Here is a 16554-nt window from a genome sequence, read left to right on the forward strand (position 1 = left end):
TGCGGTTCCAGCCTGGATGCCGTCGGCATGGCTGCCCGCTCCATCAAGGCGGGCGAGGCGGAGCTGATCATTGCCGGTGGTGTGGAAAGCATGACGCGCGCGCCTTTCGTGATGGGCAAGGCCGACAGGGCGTTTTCGCGCGCGGCGAAAATCGAAGACACGACCCTGGGCTGGCGCTTCGTCAACGGCAAGATGAAAACGCAGTACGGCATCGACACCATGCCCGAAACGGCGGAAAACGTGGCGGTGGAATTTGGCATCAGCCGCGCCGACCAGGATGGTCTGGCACTGCGCAGCCAGCAACGCTGGGCTGCCGCCCATGCGGCCGGCGTGTTTGAGCGTGAAATCGTGCCCGTCGCCGTGCCGCAGAAAAAAGGCGAGCCGAAGATGGTGACGATGGATGAACATCCGCGCCCCGACACCTCGCTGGAAATGCTGGCGAAACTCAAGGGCGTGGTCAAGCCGGATGGCACGGTCACGGCCGGCAATGCCTCGGGCTTGAACGATGGCGCCTGCGCTATCCTGCTGGCGTCCGCCGCCGCCGTCGACAAATATAAACTGACGCCGCGCGCGAAAGTGCTGGGCATGGCGACGGCAGGCCTGGCGCCGCGCATCATGGGCTTTGGCCCGTCGCCGGCGTCGCGCAAGGTGCTGGCGCAGACAGGATTGACCATCGAGCAGATGGACGTCATCGAGCTCAATGAGGCGTTTGCCGCGCAGGCGCTGGCTGTGACGCGCGACCTGGGCCTGGCGGATGATGCGCCCCACGTGAACCCGAATGGCGGTGCGATTGCCATCGGCCATCCGCTGGGCGCATCCGGCGCACGCCTGGTAATGGCCGCCTTGAACCAGCTGGAACGCACCGGCGGGCGCTATGCGCTGTGCACCATGTGCATCGGCGTGGGGCAGGGTATCGCCGTGGTGATTGAACGTGTATAGACGTAGTAAATAATACAAACCAAGGTGCAAGATAGCACCATCCAATTTGACCGTAGTGCCAACCTGGTGGAGACCACAATGATTGCCAATATCTTCAAGAAAACCCTGATCGCCGGCGTGCTGGCCATGTCCGCCGTGGGCGCGTATGCGGCCGAGAATATCAAGATCGGTTCCGTGCTGTCCGTCACGGGGCCTGCCGCCTTCCTGGGCGATCCGGAGCTGAAAACCCTGCAGCTGTATATCGAGAAAATCAATGCGGCCGGCGGCGTGCTGGGACGCAAGCTGGAACTGGTGCATTACGACGATGGCAGCGATGCGGCCAAGGCCAACGGCTTCACCAAGCGCCTGATCGAGTCCGACAAGGTCGACGTGCTGATCGGCGGCACCACCACCGGCGCGACGATGGCGATGGCGCCGCTGGTGGAGCGCGCCAGCATGCCGTTCATTTCGCTGGCCGGCGCCGTGGTGATTATCGACCCCGTGAAAAAATGGGTGTTCAAGACGCCACACACGGACCGCATGGCGGCCGAGAAGGTGTTCGAGGACATGAAGAAGCGCGGCATCAGCAAGGTGGGCCTGCTGTCGGAAACGAGCGGCTTCGGCGCGTCGGGCCGCAAGGAATCGCAGATCGTCGCCTCGAAATACGGCATCACCCTGGTGGCCGATGAAACCTACGGCCCGAAAGACACGGACATTACGGCGCAGCTGACCCGCATCAAGAATACCGCCGGCGTGCAAGCCGTATTCGTTTTTGGCCTGGGCCAGGGGCCGGCCGTCGTGACCAAGAACTACGGCCAGCTGGGCATGGCCGCGCTGCCGCTGTACCAGTCGCACGGCGTGGCGTCGGGCGAATACCTGAAGCTGTCGGGCAAGGCCGCCGAAGGCGTGCGCCTGCCGACGCCGGCCCTGCTGATCGGCGCCATGCTGCCCGACAGCGATGCGCAAAAGGCCATCGTTGTCGGCTACGACAAGACGTATAAAGAGCGCTACAAGATCGACCCGTCGACCTTTGGCGGCTATGCGCTTGATGCCCTGAACCTGTCGGTGGACGCCATCAAGCGCGCCGGCGGCACGGACCGCGAAAAAGTGCGCGCGGCGCTGGAACAGACCAAGGGTTTTGTCGGCACCACCGGTGTTTTCAACATGTCGGCCAAGGACCACATGGGCCTGGACCTGTCGGCTTTCCGCATGGTGGAAGTGAAGAACGGCGAATGGCAATTGTCGAAGTGATGTTCGCAATAAGGTAAGCCAGAAGTACCTGCGCGGGCTGCCCTCGAAGGCGGTCCGCGCGCAGCCGAACATAATGGAGACACCATGGAAGTCGCTCAATTTCTGCAATTTTTGTATTCCGGGATGACGGTCGGTTCCGCCTACGCGCTGGCGGCGCTGGGCTTTACCATCATCTACAACACCAGTGGCGTGATCAACTTCGCGCAGGGCGAATTCATCATGCTGGGCGGGATGCTGGCCGCCGTGATGTCCGCCGCCGGCGTGCCGCTGCCGGTGGCCATCATCCTGGCCGTCATCGCCACGGGCCTGGTTGGCCTGTTGATGGAAAAAACCGTGATCGAGCCGGCGCAGAACGCGCAGGTCATCACCCTCTTGATCATTACCATCGGCGCCTCGCTGGTGCTGCGCGGACTGGTGCAAATCTGGCTGGGCAAGGATACGCACTCGCTGCCGGCCTTCTCAGGTGACGCGCCGATTCAATTCCTGGGTGCCAGCCTGCTGCCGCAAAGCCTTTGGGTGCTGGGCGTGACCATCGTCATCGTGCTGGTGCTGGGCTGGTTCTTTGGGCGCACCCTGATGGGCAAGGCCATGCTGGCGACCTCGCACAACAAGCTGGCCGCGCAACTGGTGGGCATCAACACGCGCAAGGTGCTGCTGTTCTCGTTCGGCCTGTCAGCCTTGCTGGGCGCGGCGGGCGGCATCCTGGTCGCACCGATCACGTATACCTCGTATGACGCGGGCATCATGCTGGGCCTGAAAGGCTTTGTCGCCGCCGTATTGGGTGGCTTGGGTGGCGGTGCGGGCGCGATTGCCGGTGGCCTGATCCTGGGTATTGCCGAAGCCATGACGGCCGGCTACATCTCGTCGGCCTACAAGGACGCCGTGCCCTTCGTGCTGATTTTATTGATCCTGTTCTTCCTGCCGCAAGGCTTGTTTGGCGCTAAAAATTCGGAGCGTGTATGAAGCATTTCTTTACCCGCTCTCGCCACGCTGGCTTGCTGGTGCTGGCGCTGGTGCTCGCCATCCTGCCACTGTTCCTCACCAATGCGTTCTACTACGACGTGGCGATCCGCATTGCGCTGAACGCCATCGTCGTCATCGGCTTGAACCTGCTGATGGGCTATACGGGCCAGATCAGCCTGGGACACGCGGGCTTCTATGGCATGGGCGCGTATGCGTCGGCCGTGCTGACCACACACTACAACTGGCCGCCGCTGGCTGCCTTGGCGGCGGGCGCCGTCGCTACTGGTCTGCTGGCGCTGTTGCTGGCACGCCCAGTATTGAAGCTCAAGGGCCATACCCTGGCCATGGCGACCCTGGGCCTGGGCATCATCATTTCCATCGTCATCAACAACGAGACACAGTGGACGGGTGGACCGGACGGCATCGGCGTCTCCGCCTTCAGTGTCGCCGGCCTGGAAATCACCGGTGAAAAATCGTGGTATCTGGTGTGCGCCGTGCTGCTGTTGCTGGTAACGTGGCTGGGCCTGAACCTGATCGACTCGCCTGTTGGCCGCGCGCTGCAGGCCATCCACGGTTCGGAAGTGGCGGCCCGCGTGGTCGGCGTCGACACCACCCGCTTCAAGGTGCGCGTGTTCGTGCTATCGGCCGTCATTGCCAGCATTGCAGGGAGCATCAGCGCCCACTACATCGGTTTTATTACGCCTAACCTGGCCGGCTTTTTCCACTCCATCGAGCTGGTGACGATGGTCGTGGTGGGTGGCATGGCGTCGATCTTCGGTTCCATCATCGGCGCGGCCCTGTTGACGATCCTGCCGCAACTGCTGTCCAGTTTTGAAGGCTGGGAAACGGTGGTCTTCGGCGCGATCCTGATGGCCACCATGATCTTCATGCCCAAGGGCCTGGTACCCGGCCTGGCCAGCCGTTCGCGCAAGCGGGCAGGGGTGCCGCAGGCACCCAAAGCCCCCGAAGGCGCGACAAAACCACCGACGCAGGAGGCCTGAGATGTTGACGATTAATAATCTGAGCAAGAGCTTCGGCGGCGTGCATGCGGTGCAGGACGTGAGCTTTAGCGTCAAGGAAGGCAATATCCATTCCGTGATTGGTCCGAATGGTGCCGGCAAGACAACCCTGTTCAACCTGATCACGGGCGTGTATACGCCGACCAAAGGCGAGATTTTGCTGAATGGCGAGAACGTGGCCGCCATGTCGCCCGACGCGCTGGCGCGGCGCGGCATGAGTCGCACCTTCCAGAACCTGCAAGTGTGCATGAACATGACGGCCATCGATAACGTGATGGTGGGCGCGCATTTGCGCCTGAACCAGAACCTGTTCGCCTCCATGCTGCGTTTGCCATCCGTGCGGCGCGCGGATGCCGCCTGCCGCGACGAAGCGGCGGGCCTGATGGAGTTCGTCGGCGTTGGCCGGCATATCGACGACGAGGCGGGGCAGATGTCGTATGGCGCCTTGAAGCGCCTGGAAATCGCCCGTGCACTGGCGGCCAAGCCGAAGGTGCTGCTGCTCGATGAACCGGCGGCAGGCCTGAACCATACGGAGACGGGCGAGATCGAAGCCTTGATACGCAAGGTGGCGCAATCGGGCGTGACGGTGGTGCTGGTCGAGCATGACATGAAACTGGTGATGAACCTGTCGGACCATATTCTGGTGCTCGACTATGGCAAGAAGCTGGCCGAAGGGACCGCCGCCGAAGTGCGCGCGAACCCCGACGTGGTGGCGGCATATCTGGGAGTGGCGGCATGATGCTGGAAAAACCTCAAACACCGCTGGTGCTCGACATCCAGGGATTGACCAGCCATTACGGCCGCATTCAGGCCCTGCATGGCATCGACCTGCAAGTGCGCCAGGGCCAGCTGGTGGCGCTGGTGGGCGCGAATGGCGCCGGCAAGACCACCCTGCTGCGGGCGATCTCCGGCGTGCAGCCGATCAGTGCCGGCAGCATCGCCTTCGCCGGCCAGGATGTCAGCCGCATGAGCGCCGACAGGCGCGTGCGCGCCGGTATTTGCCAGGTGCCGGAAGGGCGGCAAGTGTTCGGCCCCATGACGGTGGAAGACAATTTGCGCCTGGGCGCCTTTACGCGCCCCGCACAGGACGTGGCGGGCGACATGGAGCGCATGTATGGCCTGTTCCCGATTTTGAAGGAAAAGCGCTTGCTGCTGGCGGGCACGCTCTCCGGTGGACAGCAGCAGATGCTGGCCATGGCGCGCGCACTGATGGGCCGCCCGCAATTGCTGCTGCTCGACGAACCGAGCATGGGCCTGGCGCCTTTGCTGATCGCGGAAATCTTCCGCATCGTGGCTGAACTGCGCGACCAGGGCATCACCATCTTCCTCGTCGAGCAGAACGCACACGCGGCCCTGTCGATCGCCGACGTGGGCTATGTGATCGAGACGGGTGCCATCACCTTGTCCGGTCCGGGTCCCGAATTGCTGCATAACGAGCAGGTACAAAGCGCCTATCTGGGCATGTAAGGAGTCTGTATGGTCAAAGTCTACGAAATCAACGGCGTCATCCCCGTCGTCCACCCCAGCGCCTATGTGCACCCGTCGGCCGTGCTGATTGGCGACGTGATCATCGGCCCGCGCTGCTATATCGGCCCGCTGGCGTCGATCCGCGGCGACTTCGGTCGATTGATACTGGAAGAGGGCGCGAACCTGCAGGACACCTGCGTCATGCACGGCTTTCCAGGCTGCGACACGGTAGTCGAGACCGACGGCCATATCGGCCACGGCGCCGTGCTGCACGGTTGCCGCATCGGCCGCAATGCACTCGTCGGCATGAACGCCGTGGTGATGGATAACGCCATCATCGGCGAGGAATCCATCGTCGCGGCCATGAGTTTTGTGAAGGCCGGCATGCTCGTCGCGCCGCGCAGCATGGTGGTGGGCACCCCCGCCAAGGTTATGCGCGCGCTGACGGATGATGAAATCAAATGGAAAAGCTCGGGCACGGGCCAGTACCACGAATTGGCCGTGCGCTCGATGCAGACGATGCGCGAAGTGGAAGCCCTGACGCAAGTCGAGGCGAACCGCCAGCGCCTGAATTTCGAATCGGCCTTGCCGCTGCACCTGCACAAGAACGCCGCAGCGCAGTAAGCACGCAGTAAACCAACATAGGAGTAGTACACATGGCTCACATATCCACCCTGCAAAGCCTGATCGCCGGCCGCTGGCTGGGAGAAAGCGCCGCCGTGCCCCTGCACAGCGCCTTGAACAACCGCGTCATCTATCACACGCATGCGGAAAAGATCGACTTCGACGAAGCCGTCACGTATGCCCGCAAAACGGGCGTGCCGGGCCTGATGGCGCTGGACTTCCAGCAGCGCGCCGCGCGCCTGAAGGCGCTGGCCCTGTACCTGGTCGAGCGCAAGGAAGAACTGTATGCGATCTCGCACCTGTCGGGCGCCACGCGCGCCGATAGCTGGGTCGACATCGAAGGCGGTACGGGCACCCTGTTCGCCTACGCCAGCATGGGCAGCAACGAGCTGCCGTCGTCTAACGTGCTGCACGAAGGGCCGGCCATCGCGCTGGGTAAAAAAGGCGGCTTCGCCGGCACGCACATCCTGGTGCCGCGCGGCGGCCTGGCCGTGCACATCAACGCCTTCAACTTCCCTATCTGGGGCTTGCTGGAAAAATTCGCGCCCAGCTTCCTGGCGGCCATGCCCTGCATCGCCAAGCCGGCCACGGCGACGAGCTACCTGACGCAGGCCGTCGTGCGCATGATGCACGAATCGGGCTTGCTGCCGGCGGGCAGTTTGCAGCTGGTGATCGGTTCGACGGGTGACTTGCTGGACCGCTTGAATGGCCAGGACTTCGTGACCTTTACAGGATCGGCCGCCACGGCCGCCAAGCTGCGCACGAATCCGAACCTGATCGCCCAATCCGTGCCTTTCAATGGCGAAGCCGATTCGCTCAATTGCGCCATCCTGGCGCCGGACGTCACGCCGGATGACGTGGAATTCGACCTGTTCGTCAAGGAAGTCGTGCGCGAAATGACGGGCAAGTCGGGGCAGAAGTGTACGGCGATTCGCCGCATCATCGTGCCCGAGCACCTGATGGATGCCGTTGGCACGCGTTTGCGCGAGCGCCTGGCCAAGGTGGTGGTGGGCGATCCGTCCATCGAAGGCGTGCGCATGGGGGCGCTGGCGTCGAAGGAGCAGCAGAACGACGTGGCCGAGCGTGTCGCTACCCTGTCTCAGGGCAACGAGGTGGTGTTCGGCGCGGCCGACGGCTTCCATCCCCTGGGCGATGGCGCACACGATGGCAGCTTCTTCTCGCCGACCTTGTTGCTGTGCCGCGATGCCTTCGGCAACGATGCCGTGCATGACGTGGAAGCATTCGGCCCCGTCAGTACCATGATGGGCTACAAGGATATCGACGAAGCGCTGGCCCTGGCCGCGCGCGGCAAGGGCAGTCTGGTGAGCACTTTGGTGACGCGCGATCCGAAGATCGCCGCGCGCGTGGTGCCGCAAGTGGCGGCCACGCATGGCCGCGTGCACGTGCTCGAGCGCGTGGCTTCCGTCGATTCGACGGGCCATGGCTCGCCCTTGCCGCAACTGAAGCATGGGGGCCCTGGCCGCGCGGGCGGCGGCGAGGAGCTGGGCGGCGTGCGCGCCGTGCGCCACTACCTGCAACGCGCTGCCGTGCAAGGTTCGCCGACCATGTTGGCGGCCATCACCGGCGAATACGTGCGCGGTGCTGACGTCAACGAAAGCCCGATCCATCCCTTCCGCAAGCACTTCGAGGACTTGCAGACGGGCGACTCGCTGCTCACGCATCGCCGCACCGTCAGCGAAGCGGACATCGTCGCCTTCGGCGGTATTTCGGGCGACTTTTTCTACATGCACTTCGACGAAATCGCGGCCAAGGAATCGCAGTTCGGCAAGCGCATCGCGCACGGCTACTTCGTGTTGTCGGCCGCCGCCGGCCTGTTCGTCTCTCCCGGCGTTGGCCCCGTGCTGGCCAACTATGGCCTGGATAACCTGCGCTTCGTTGCCCCCGTCGCCATCGGCGACACCATCCGCGCCCGGCTGACCTGCAAGCGCAAGGTCGACCGCAATCGCAAGGACGTGTTTGGCGTAGGTCAGGGCGTGGTCGCGTGGGACGTGCAGGTGACGAACCAGAACGAGGAGCTGGTGGCCAGCTACGATATTCTGACCCTGGTGTCGAAGCGCGAATAAGCGTTTCTGGCAGGACCGGTTTGAACGGCGCCGCCCGCGATTTTTGCGCGGGTGGCGCTTTTTTTTAGACGAGTTCGTTTTGTCTTGACTTATCCATAAGTGTATGAAAAGTACAGCGGAAGTGTGGTTTTTCCCGCCTGCCCTTTAGATAAAATCCTCTAAAAATCATGTTTTTTCCATTAAAAATGGCAAAATCGTTAATTGCCTAAGGAAAACTTTTCAAAGCAGTCTTTTTCTCTGTAGCATGGTTTCACTCACTGGTCACACCGTCATTCACGCCATGCATGGCGACGGCGGCGCAAAAAGGACCCGGCCTGTTATGGCCGGTGAACCATCGACCTCGAGCCCAACTCCACGATTAACGTTCACCGCTACGGGTATTTAATTACTATGAATAAACACGTCCTGATTTTTCTGCTGGCCATGCCTCTGGCCATCAGCCATGCCTATGCCGAAGATGCTGCCAGCGGCCCGACCGTCAAGATCAGCGGTTTCGGTACCGCCGCGCTGACCGTGGCCGATACCGACAACGCACAGTTCGCGCGTCCGAACCAGGCTACCGGCGCGGGCCGCACTGCCCGCACCGGCATCGATTCCAACCTGGGCCTGCAGGCCAATGTCACCGTCAATCCGTGGCTGTCGGCCACCGTGCAAGGTCTGGCGCGCAAGGATGGCGAGGATGATTTTGGCGCCGAACTGGCCTGGGCCTTTGCCAAGGCCAAGGTGTCGGACAGCTTCAGCGTGCGCATCGGCCGCATGGGCCTGCCGGTCTTCATGATTTCCGATTATCGTAACGTGGGCTATGCCAACACCATGCTGCGCCCACCGGGCGAAATGTATTCGCAGGTGCCGCTCAACAGCATCGACGGCATCGACGGCACTTACCAGTTCAGCGTGGGTGACACCAGCATCACCACCCAGCTGGCGCTGGGCCGCACCAAGGCCACCCTGGCCACCGGCCCCGACTCCACCGTGCATGTGGAAGGCAAGTCCATCGTCGCACTGAACCTGGTGGCGGAACATGGTCCATTGACCCTGCGTTTCGGTCGCGCCGAAACCAAGCTGACCATCGATGATTCCGCCAGCCAGAATGCGCTGATGGCGGCCTTGCGCGCAGCCGGCGCCGGCTACAAGTTTGCCCAGTTGGGCGCACTGGCCGATGCACTGGTAGTGAAGGACAAGAAAGCCTCGTTTACTTCCGTCGGCCTGGGCCTGGACTGGAACAATATCCTGGTGCAGTCCGAGTACGCCAAGCGCAAGACGGACAGCTATGTCAGCGACAGCACCTCGTGGTACGTGATGGGCGGCTATCGCATCGGCGCCTTTCTGCCGTATTACAGCCATGCCAGCCTGAAGGCAGATGATCGCGTGAACAACACCGTGCCGGCAGCATGTCCTGCCGGCTATCCTGCCGCTTGCACGCCGACCTTGCGCGCACTGTCGGCCGGCGTCAACACCATGGCCATGACGCGCAATCAGCTGGAGCAATCGACGGACAGCATCGGCGTGCGCTGGGACTTCCACCGTTCGGCGGCCTTGAAGGTACAGATCGATCGCATCAAGCCCAAGAATGGCCAGGGTTTGTTCGTGCAAGCCAAGCCCGGTTTCAGCGGCCCCGTCACGGTGGTCGCCGCCGCCATCGATTTCGTTTTCTGAGGAGCACCGCATGAAACCATTTATCTTGCGTGCAGCTACCTTGCTGGCCTTGTCGATCACCGCTTCCGCCATGGCCGAAGTGGTCGTGGTGGTCAATCCCAAGAGCGCCGCTGGCGCCATGACGAACGAACAGGTGGCGCAATTTTTTCTCGGCAAATCGACGGCCATGACGCCAATCGACCAGCCGGAGAGCGCCCCCGTGCGCGCCGAGTTCTACAAGAAGGTGGCGGACAAGGAACCGTCGCAAGCCAAGGCCCTGTGGTCCAAGCTGGTGTTCACGGGCAAGGCCACCTTGCCGAAGGAAGTCGCCAATAGCGCCGACGTGAAGAAGGCTATCGCAGCCGATCCGAAAGCCATCGGCTATATCGAAAAGAGTGCCGTCGACGGCACCGTCAAAGTGGTGCTGACGACGCCATAAAGCCGGCTCGGGCCGCGCGCCATACGGCGGCCCGATACATATATCATCAGGAGACAGCAATGAGCATCAAACGCAAGATATGGGCGCTGCCTATCGTCTCGGCCGTGATTTTCGGGCTGGGGCTGGCCGTCAGCGCCTATCTGTCCACGGCCGCACTCAATTCCATCCACGCGACTGAAAGCGCCGACTATCCCGTGCTCGACATGGCCAAGTCGCTGACGCTGGACGTGGCTGCGGTCGGTGATGGCTTGCGCGACGCCGTCAGCGAAGGCGACAAGGAGCGCATTGCGCAAGTCGATGGCCTGGCCGTCAAGTTGCGCGCCAAGCTGGGCAGCTTTGCGGCGATTCCCGGCCAGCGCGAGCACGGCGGGCAACTGGCTAAAGAATTCGAGGCCTACTATGCGCCGGCCCTGAGCGCAGCGCGCATCATGCTGGAAATGGAGCAAGGCGATCCGCAAGCTACCGTGGCCCGCATGCAGGGCGCGCTGGCGGCCCTGAATGCCGACCTGGCGAAAACCAACGAGCAGGCGCAATTGCAATTCAAGGATGGCATCGCCCGCAGCGCGGCGAATGTGCGCCATGCCCTCAATACCAGCATCGCCGTGGCGCTGGCCGTCATCGTGTGCCTGGCCGCCGTGTCGCACTTTGTCGTGCGCGCCATCTGGCAGCAACTGGGCGGCGAGCCGGAATATGCGCGCCAGATTGCGCGCGCCGTGGCCGACGGCGACCTGTCGATGGAGATCGTCACCGAGTCGGGCGACCAGGACAGCCTGCTGGCGGCCTTGAAGGACATGCGCGGCAAACTGGGTGGCATGGTGTCTGACATCAAGGCTTCGGCCGAAACCATCCAGGTGGCCAGCGCCGAAATCGCCCAGGGCAATGCGGACCTGGCTGCACGTACGGAGTCGCAGGCGGGTAGCCTGGACCAGACGGCGCGCGCGATGGACAATCTGACGGTGACCGTTCGCGATAACGCGGCCAATGCTGGCCAGGCGCATGAACTGGTGGTGTCGGCGTCTTCTGTCGCCGTGAAAGGCGGGCAAGTGGTCAGCCAGGTGGTCACCACCATGGGCGAGATCAACGATTCATCGAGGCGCATCGTCGACATTATCGGCGTGATCGACGGCATCGCCTTTCAGACGAATATCCTGGCCTTGAATGCGGCCGTGGAAGCGGCGCGCGCGGGCGAGCAGGGGCGTGGCTTTGCCGTGGTGGCGTCCGAGGTGCGCAATCTGGCGCATCGCAGCGCCGGCGCGGCCCGCGAAATCAAGGAATTGATCGGCGACTCGGTGGCCAAGGTGAATGTCGGCTCGAAGCTGGTCGACGAGGCGGGTCTGACCATGGGGCAGATCGTCGATTCCGTGAAAAAAGTGGCCGACATCATGGCCGAGATCAGCGCCGCGAGCCAGGCGCAAAGTGCCGGGATCGGCGACATTGGCGTGGCGATCGGCAGCATGGATCAGATGACGCAGCAAAATTCCGCGCTGGTGGAAGAAGCGTCGGCGGCGGCCGAATCGCTGCAGGAACAGGCCGTGCAACTGGGCACGGCGCTGGCCGTGTTCAAGCTGGCCCAAGGGCCGGCCGTTCCGGCGACACGGCGTTTGGCGTTGCGCTAAAGCCGGGATCAGCGTTGTAAGCCGAACGGATCGTCGATGCTGTGCGCTGGTTCGGTGAACCAGCGCGGACCGTTTTCCGTCATATAGAAATGGTCTTCGTGGCGGATGCCGAATTCGCCGGGGATGCAAATCATCGGCTCGTTCGAGAAGCACATGCCCACGTCGAGCGGCGTCGTGTCATTGCCCACCAGGTAAGGCCACTCGTGGATATCGAGTCCGATGCCGTGGCCCGTGCGGTGCGGCAGGCCCGGCAACTTGTAGCCGGGGCCAAAGCCGTCGGCTTCCAGCGAGACGCGGGCGGCGCGGTCCACATCGCCGCAGGGTACGCCGAGCTGCGCGGCGGCGAATGCGGCACCCTGGGCCGCCTTTTCGCTGTTCCACACGCTGCGCTGGCGCGCGCTGATGGTGCCAAACACATAGGTGCGCGTGATGTCGGAGATGTAGTTCATCACTTGGCAACCCGTGTCGATCAGCACCGTGTCGCCCGCTTTCAAAGTCTGCACATAGTTCACGCCATGCGGGTAGGCCGTCGCTTCGCCGAACAGCACGATACAAAAATACGAGCGCGGTGCACCCACCTTGCGGTGTGCGCGCTGGATGAATTCCTCCACTTCCACAGTCGTGATGCCTTCGTACAGCATGCTGGCCGTGGCCATGTGCACGGCCAGGGTCATGTCCATCACGCGCTGCATCAGGGCGATTTCCGCCGATGACTTGCGGCTGCGGCAGTAGGCTGTCACGGCGCGCGCGTTTTCCAGTGCATAGCCGGAGGCCAGCGGCTTGACGCCATCGTAGATGAAGAAGGCGGCGCTTTCGCAGATGCCCACGCGCGGCGGCTGGTTCGCGTCCTGGGCTATCCCCATGCGCGCCAGCACGTCGACGAACAGCTGGTACGGGCTTTCATGCTCTTCCCAGCAATTGACACGGCCTTCGATGAGCATGAAGCCTTGCAAGGTGCTTTCCTCGAAGGCAGGGGCGATGTATTCGATGTTGCCGCTGGCCGGCAGGATGGCGCCCACCATGCGTTCGCTGGCATACCATTTGGTGCCCGTGAAATAAGTGAGGTTGGCGCCCGCGTTCAGGTAGATCGCGGCGATGCCCTGAGCGCGCATGAACGCTTGCGCCTTGGCGATGCGCTGCGCGTGTTCGTCCTTGCCGATGGCAACCATGCCGGACGTCATGTCCGACAGCGATGCCAATGCCTGTTCGATGGAAGTGCCACCTATGCTCATGCCTGCCCCTTTGTTCGATGCTGAATATGGAATGCGGGCATGATATCAGTTTGCGCCTTTCGGCTTGAGTCCGGGCGCGCCGCCGGCGGCATCGGGTGGGGCCAGCACCAGGTCGTGCGGATACGTGAAGTGCCAGTCCGCGTAGCGCTGCTTGCGGCGCAGGCTGGCGTCTTCGTCGAGAAAATTGTCCTGCTTGATGGGGATCTGCGGCGACAGCGAATGAATGCCGACGATGCGTCCTTCCTGCCGCAGCACGCCCCATTCCGCCTTGCCCGTGACAGGGTCCGCATACAGGCGGCGCAAGTGCCGCCGGGCGTTGGCAAAGCGCGGATCGCGCAGCAACTCCGGCAAGGTCAGGGGGTAGCGGGGCCGCCCGTCGCCCGGCGTGCTGTCGTAATAGCGGCCAAGCGCATTGCGGAATTCATGGCCGATGAACAGCAGCTCCCGTTCCTTGTCGCGCCGCGCGGCCGTGGCTAACAGTTCGCTGGCCAGCACCAGGCCCACGCCCATGAAGGCGACCAGCATCAGGGTCCAGATATACGCGAAGCCCCGTACGCGGCGCCGGAAATTAGAGCTGCTCAAAGGGGATGCCCTCGCGCGTCTTGCCCTTGGCGCCGCTGCGCACGTCGGCCACGCCGCCGATCTCGCCATTCGGCGAAGGGATCAGCTGCCAGGTGGCGGCAGACTCCGTGACGGGGTCCAGCGGCACGCTGCGAAAGTAATGGTGGGTCACCAGGTCGGCCAGCGCGGCAGGATACTCGCCCTTGTCGGCATAGTATTTATCCAGCCCGCTCCTGAGCACCTGCAGGTTTTCCTTCAGCGCGACTTCCTTGGATTTTTCCACCGAGCCGAAATAGCGGGGGATGGCGATCGTCAGCAGCAGCGAGATGATCGCCAGTACCACCAGCAGTTCGACCAGGGTAAAGCCGCGGCGCGGAGTGGAGGCTGTTATCGACATCACCATTCCTGCAGCGGCACGCCGTTCAGGCCAACCTTGGTCGAGCGCGAGGCGACGTCGAACACGTCCTCGCCTTCGCTGGGATTGTCGGGCGGCGAGGCATAGGCGCGCTTGCTCCAGCTGTCGGCGGCGCTGCCGTCTTCCCTGGGTTGGAACGGGTCGCGCGGCAGGCGGCGCAAAAAATACATGTTCTGCTTCGCGGGGCTGCGCTGGTCGGGCACGCCCTCGACCAGTTCATCGAGTTTTTTCGGATAACCGGAGGCGCCCAGCGACAGCTTGATGCGGCCATTGTCCGAGGCGCGCTTGTAGGTGTCGATAGCCTCGCGTATTTCAATCAGGGCGCTGCGCAATTGCTGTTCCTTCGCCCGTTGCACCGCCACTTGCGCCATCGGCACGGCCACCGTGGCCAGGGTCGCCATGATCGCCAGGGTGATCATCAGTTCGATGAAAGTAAAGCCGCGTGGTTTCACTGGCCACCTTTGCTGGTTTTTTCGCTGGCGGCGGGAGCTTCGTCGCCGCCCGTCATGGGTGAGACGCTGCGTGGGACGGCCTGTTCGGGCGCCGCGACAGCCTCGGGGGAGCCGCCCACGCTGGCGCGCCCGCCCACGGAGGCCTCGGTGCCCGAGTTGAATTCGGCCGTCATCAGGTCCGGGCGGCGGATGCTGCGCAGCAGGCGCGGCGTGATCGACAGCACGATCTCGCTGCGCATGGCGTCGTCCTTCTGGCTGCCGAACAGACGGTTCAGCATGGGGAGCTCGCCTACGCCGGGCACCTTGTTGGCCGTGCCCCTGTCCTCGTCGCTGATCAGGCCCGCCAGTACCTGCGTCTCGCCATCCTTCAGGCGCAGCACCGTGGACGCGCTGCGCGTGCCGATCTGGTAAGCCTGCGTGCCCGTCTTGCTGATCACTTCCTTCACCACGTTCGACACTTCCAGGTTGATCTTGATGGCCACCTCGTCGTCCAGGTAGACGTTCGGTTCGACGTCGAGCTTCAGGCCCACCTCGATGTAGTTGACGCTGTCGGAACTGACGCCGTTGTTCGTCGTGACGGTAATGACGGGCACGCGGTCGCCGATGAGGATCTTGGCCTTTTCCTTGTTGCGCACGCGGATGCGCGGGTTGGCCAGTATATTGCTGTCGCTATCGGTCTTGTTGGCGTTGAGCGTCACGCCACCGATGCCCAGGTTGATATTGTCGCCATTGATGCGGTGCAGGTCGGCCACTTTCAGGCCGCCCAGGCCTCCCGTGCTACCTGCGATGCCGGCCAGGGTCAGGCTGGCCTGCTCCGGCCAGCGCACGCCCAGTTCCATCAGGCGCGTGCGTTTCACTTCCAGCACTTCCACTTCCAGCATCACCTCCGGGTCGGCCAGATCCTGCACATTGATGATGCGTTCGGCCATGCGCACCATTTCCGGCGTATCGCGCAGCATGATGATGCCCAGGCGTTCATCGGTGACGATATCCTTGGCCTTGAGCAGGGTCTTGATGGAAAACGCCACCGTCTTGACGTCCGCATTGGCGAGGAAGAAGGTGCGCACCACCAGTTGCTGGTACTCCTTCACTTTTTGCGGCGTGTTCGGGTAGATCGTGATCGACTTGTCGCTGGTGACGCTTTGTTCCAGCTGGTTGGCGCCCAGCAGCATGGCAATCGCTTCTTCGATGCTGGTGTCGCGCACGGAAATGGTGGCGCGCAGGGCGGGATCGACTTCCTTGTCGAAGACGAAGTTCAGGCCCGAGACCTTGCTGATGAAGTCAAACACGGAGCGCAGCGGCGCGTCGCGAAACTCGAGGGTGACTGGTTTCCTGTAGGCGGCCGCCAGCTTGCCGCCGGCCGGCCGTGCCTTCGCCTGCGCGTCGCCGATGCGGCTTTTCAGGGCCAGCGCCTCGCGCTGCGCGGGGCGTTCCTGCAGCACCTGGCGCAAGGCTTCCTGCGCCTGCGCGATATTCGCTTCGCCGCCGCGCTGGTAGCTGGCCTGCGCTTCCTGTACCAGCTTGCGGTGCCGTCCATCCTGCTCCACGCCGGCCAGGCCACGCTGCGCGACGTCGTTGCTGGCATCCAGCGCCAGCGCCTGCTGGTACAGCGCATGCGCTTCGGACAGCTTGCCCTGCTGGCGCAGCACTTCAGCGCGGCCATTCAGCTTGTTCAACGCGCGCATCCTGCCATTCGTGACGGCGATGCGGTACTTGGCGTTGGTCGGCTCGGCTTGCGCCGCTTGTTCCAGGAGGGCCAGGCCCTGTTCCGTGCGGCCGGCACCCAGCATGGCCTGGCCATCGTTATAAGCCTGGTTGCCGGCGCAGGCGGCCAGCAGGGACAGCAGAGTGAGCACGGTAATGAGAGTACGAGACATA

The 16554-nt window shown here is 63.1% G+C and carries 16 protein-coding genes; 11 read left to right on the forward strand and 5 right to left on the reverse strand.

Features of this window, described 5'->3' with window-relative positions; translation table 11 throughout:
* From K0F85_RS07640 to K0F85_RS07690, 11 genes are all read left to right on the forward strand, one after another.
* A partial coding sequence (locus tag K0F85_RS07640) for an acetyl-CoA C-acyltransferase (protein ID WP_257572598.1) occupies positions 1-939 on the forward strand: 939 nt, incomplete at its 5' end.
* Between the two features lie 78 nt (positions 940-1017).
* Positions 1018-2169, forward strand: coding sequence for an ABC transporter substrate-binding protein (locus K0F85_RS07645; protein WP_219115441.1), 1152 nt, complete (start codon positions 1018-1020; stop codon positions 2167-2169).
* An 84-nt stretch (positions 2170-2253) separates the two neighbouring features.
* Entirely contained in the window at positions 2254-3132 is an 879-nt protein-coding gene (locus K0F85_RS07650) for a branched-chain amino acid ABC transporter permease (protein WP_219115442.1), read from the forward strand.
* Positions 3129-4133, forward strand: a complete 1005-nt coding sequence (locus K0F85_RS07655; RefSeq protein ID WP_219115443.1) for a branched-chain amino acid ABC transporter permease — start codon at positions 3129-3131, stop codon at positions 4131-4133. Before K0F85_RS07650 ends, K0F85_RS07655 begins: the two co-directional genes overlap by 4 nt.
* A gap of 1 nt (position 4134) precedes the next feature.
* Positions 4135-4890: an ABC transporter ATP-binding protein gene (locus K0F85_RS07660; protein WP_219115444.1), complete on the forward strand. Its 756-nt coding sequence runs from the start codon at positions 4135-4137 to the stop codon at positions 4888-4890.
* Complete coding sequence (locus tag K0F85_RS07665) at positions 4887-5618, forward strand: ABC transporter ATP-binding protein (protein ID WP_257572599.1); 732 nt, start codon at positions 4887-4889, stop codon at positions 5616-5618. Before K0F85_RS07660 ends, K0F85_RS07665 begins: the two co-directional genes overlap by 4 nt.
* Positions 5619-5627: 9 nt before the next feature.
* A complete protein-coding gene (gene paaY / locus K0F85_RS07670) occupies positions 5628-6242 on the forward strand; it encodes a phenylacetic acid degradation protein PaaY (RefSeq protein ID WP_219115445.1) in 615 nt (204 codons plus the stop codon).
* A 32-nt stretch (positions 6243-6274) separates the two neighbouring features.
* Complete coding sequence (gene paaZ / locus K0F85_RS07675) at positions 6275-8326, forward strand: phenylacetic acid degradation bifunctional protein PaaZ (RefSeq protein WP_219115446.1); 2052 nt, start codon at positions 6275-6277, stop codon at positions 8324-8326.
* A gap of 390 nt (positions 8327-8716) precedes the next feature.
* Complete coding sequence (locus tag K0F85_RS07680; protein ID WP_219115447.1) at positions 8717-9982, forward strand: hypothetical protein; 1266 nt, start codon at positions 8717-8719, stop codon at positions 9980-9982.
* A gap of 10 nt (positions 9983-9992) precedes the next feature.
* Entirely contained in the window at positions 9993-10400 is a 408-nt protein-coding gene (locus K0F85_RS07685) for a hypothetical protein (RefSeq protein WP_219115448.1), read from the forward strand.
* A 59-nt stretch (positions 10401-10459) separates the two neighbouring features.
* A complete protein-coding gene (locus K0F85_RS07690) occupies positions 10460-12016 on the forward strand; it encodes a methyl-accepting chemotaxis protein (protein WP_219115449.1) in 1557 nt (518 codons plus the stop codon).
* 8 nt (positions 12017-12024) lie between these two features.
* Here K0F85_RS07690 and K0F85_RS07695 read toward each other — a convergent pair whose 3' ends face one another.
* The 5 genes from K0F85_RS07695 to K0F85_RS07715 are packed head-to-tail and all read right to left on the reverse strand — an operon-like array spanning position 12025 to position 16553.
* Positions 12025-13248 carry a Xaa-Pro peptidase family protein gene (locus tag K0F85_RS07695; protein WP_219115450.1) on the reverse strand — a complete coding sequence of 408 codons (1224 nt, stop codon included), beginning with the start codon at positions 13246-13248 and terminating at the stop codon, positions 12025-12027.
* Positions 13249-13293: 45 nt separating this feature from the next.
* Positions 13294-13830: a type II secretion system protein gene (locus K0F85_RS07700; RefSeq protein WP_257572600.1), complete on the reverse strand. Its 537-nt coding sequence runs from the start codon at positions 13828-13830 to the stop codon at positions 13294-13296.
* Positions 13817-14206, reverse strand: a complete 390-nt coding sequence (locus K0F85_RS07705) for a type IV pilin protein (RefSeq protein ID WP_374198649.1) — start codon at positions 14204-14206, stop codon at positions 13817-13819. Before K0F85_RS07705 ends, K0F85_RS07700 begins: the two co-directional genes overlap by 14 nt.
* Positions 14206-14676, reverse strand: a complete 471-nt coding sequence (locus K0F85_RS07710) for a type II secretion system protein (RefSeq protein WP_257572601.1) — start codon at positions 14674-14676, stop codon at positions 14206-14208. Before K0F85_RS07710 ends, K0F85_RS07705 begins: the two co-directional genes overlap by 1 nt.
* Positions 14673-16553, reverse strand: coding sequence for a secretin and TonB N-terminal domain-containing protein (locus K0F85_RS07715; RefSeq protein WP_219115452.1), 1881 nt, complete (start codon positions 16551-16553; stop codon positions 14673-14675). The genes K0F85_RS07710 and K0F85_RS07715 overlap by 4 nt, the downstream gene beginning before the upstream one ends.
* Position 16554: the final 1 nt, after the last annotated feature.

It is taken from the genome of Janthinobacterium sp. UMAB-56, from assembly GCF_900095265.1.
Classification (GTDB): domain Bacteria; phylum Pseudomonadota; class Gammaproteobacteria; order Burkholderiales; family Burkholderiaceae_D; genus Janthinobacterium.

Excerpts from the sequence above, each read along its gene's own strand:
- paaY (WP_219115445.1), top strand. The coding sequence starts at position 5,628 with ATGGTCAAAGTCTACGAAATCAACGGCGTCATCCCCGTCGTCCACCCC.
- K0F85_RS07715 (WP_219115452.1), bottom strand. The coding sequence starts at position 16,553 with ATGTCTCGTACTCTCATTACCGTGCTCACTCTGCTGTCCCTGCTGGCC.
- K0F85_RS07665 (WP_257572599.1), top strand. The coding sequence starts at position 4,887 with ATGATGCTGGAAAAACCTCAAACACCGCTGGTGCTCGACATCCAGGGA.
- paaZ (WP_219115446.1), top strand. The coding sequence starts at position 6,275 with ATGGCTCACATATCCACCCTGCAAAGCCTGATCGCCGGCCGCTGGCTG.
- K0F85_RS07680 (WP_219115447.1), top strand. The coding sequence starts at position 8,717 with ATGAATAAACACGTCCTGATTTTTCTGCTGGCCATGCCTCTGGCCATC.
- K0F85_RS07685 (WP_219115448.1), top strand. The coding sequence starts at position 9,993 with ATGAAACCATTTATCTTGCGTGCAGCTACCTTGCTGGCCTTGTCGATC.
- K0F85_RS07645 (WP_219115441.1), top strand. The coding sequence starts at position 1,018 with ATGATTGCCAATATCTTCAAGAAAACCCTGATCGCCGGCGTGCTGGCC.
- K0F85_RS07655 (WP_219115443.1), top strand. The coding sequence starts at position 3,129 with ATGAAGCATTTCTTTACCCGCTCTCGCCACGCTGGCTTGCTGGTGCTG.
- K0F85_RS07690 (WP_219115449.1), top strand. The coding sequence starts at position 10,460 with ATGAGCATCAAACGCAAGATATGGGCGCTGCCTATCGTCTCGGCCGTG.
- K0F85_RS07705 (WP_374198649.1), bottom strand. The coding sequence starts at position 14,206 with ATGTCGATAACAGCCTCCACTCCGCGCCGCGGCTTTACCCTGGTCGAA.
- K0F85_RS07650 (WP_219115442.1), top strand. The coding sequence starts at position 2,254 with ATGGAAGTCGCTCAATTTCTGCAATTTTTGTATTCCGGGATGACGGTC.
- K0F85_RS07660 (WP_219115444.1), top strand. The coding sequence starts at position 4,135 with ATGTTGACGATTAATAATCTGAGCAAGAGCTTCGGCGGCGTGCATGCG.
- K0F85_RS07695 (WP_219115450.1), bottom strand. The coding sequence starts at position 13,248 with ATGAGCATAGGTGGCACTTCCATCGAACAGGCATTGGCATCGCTGTCG.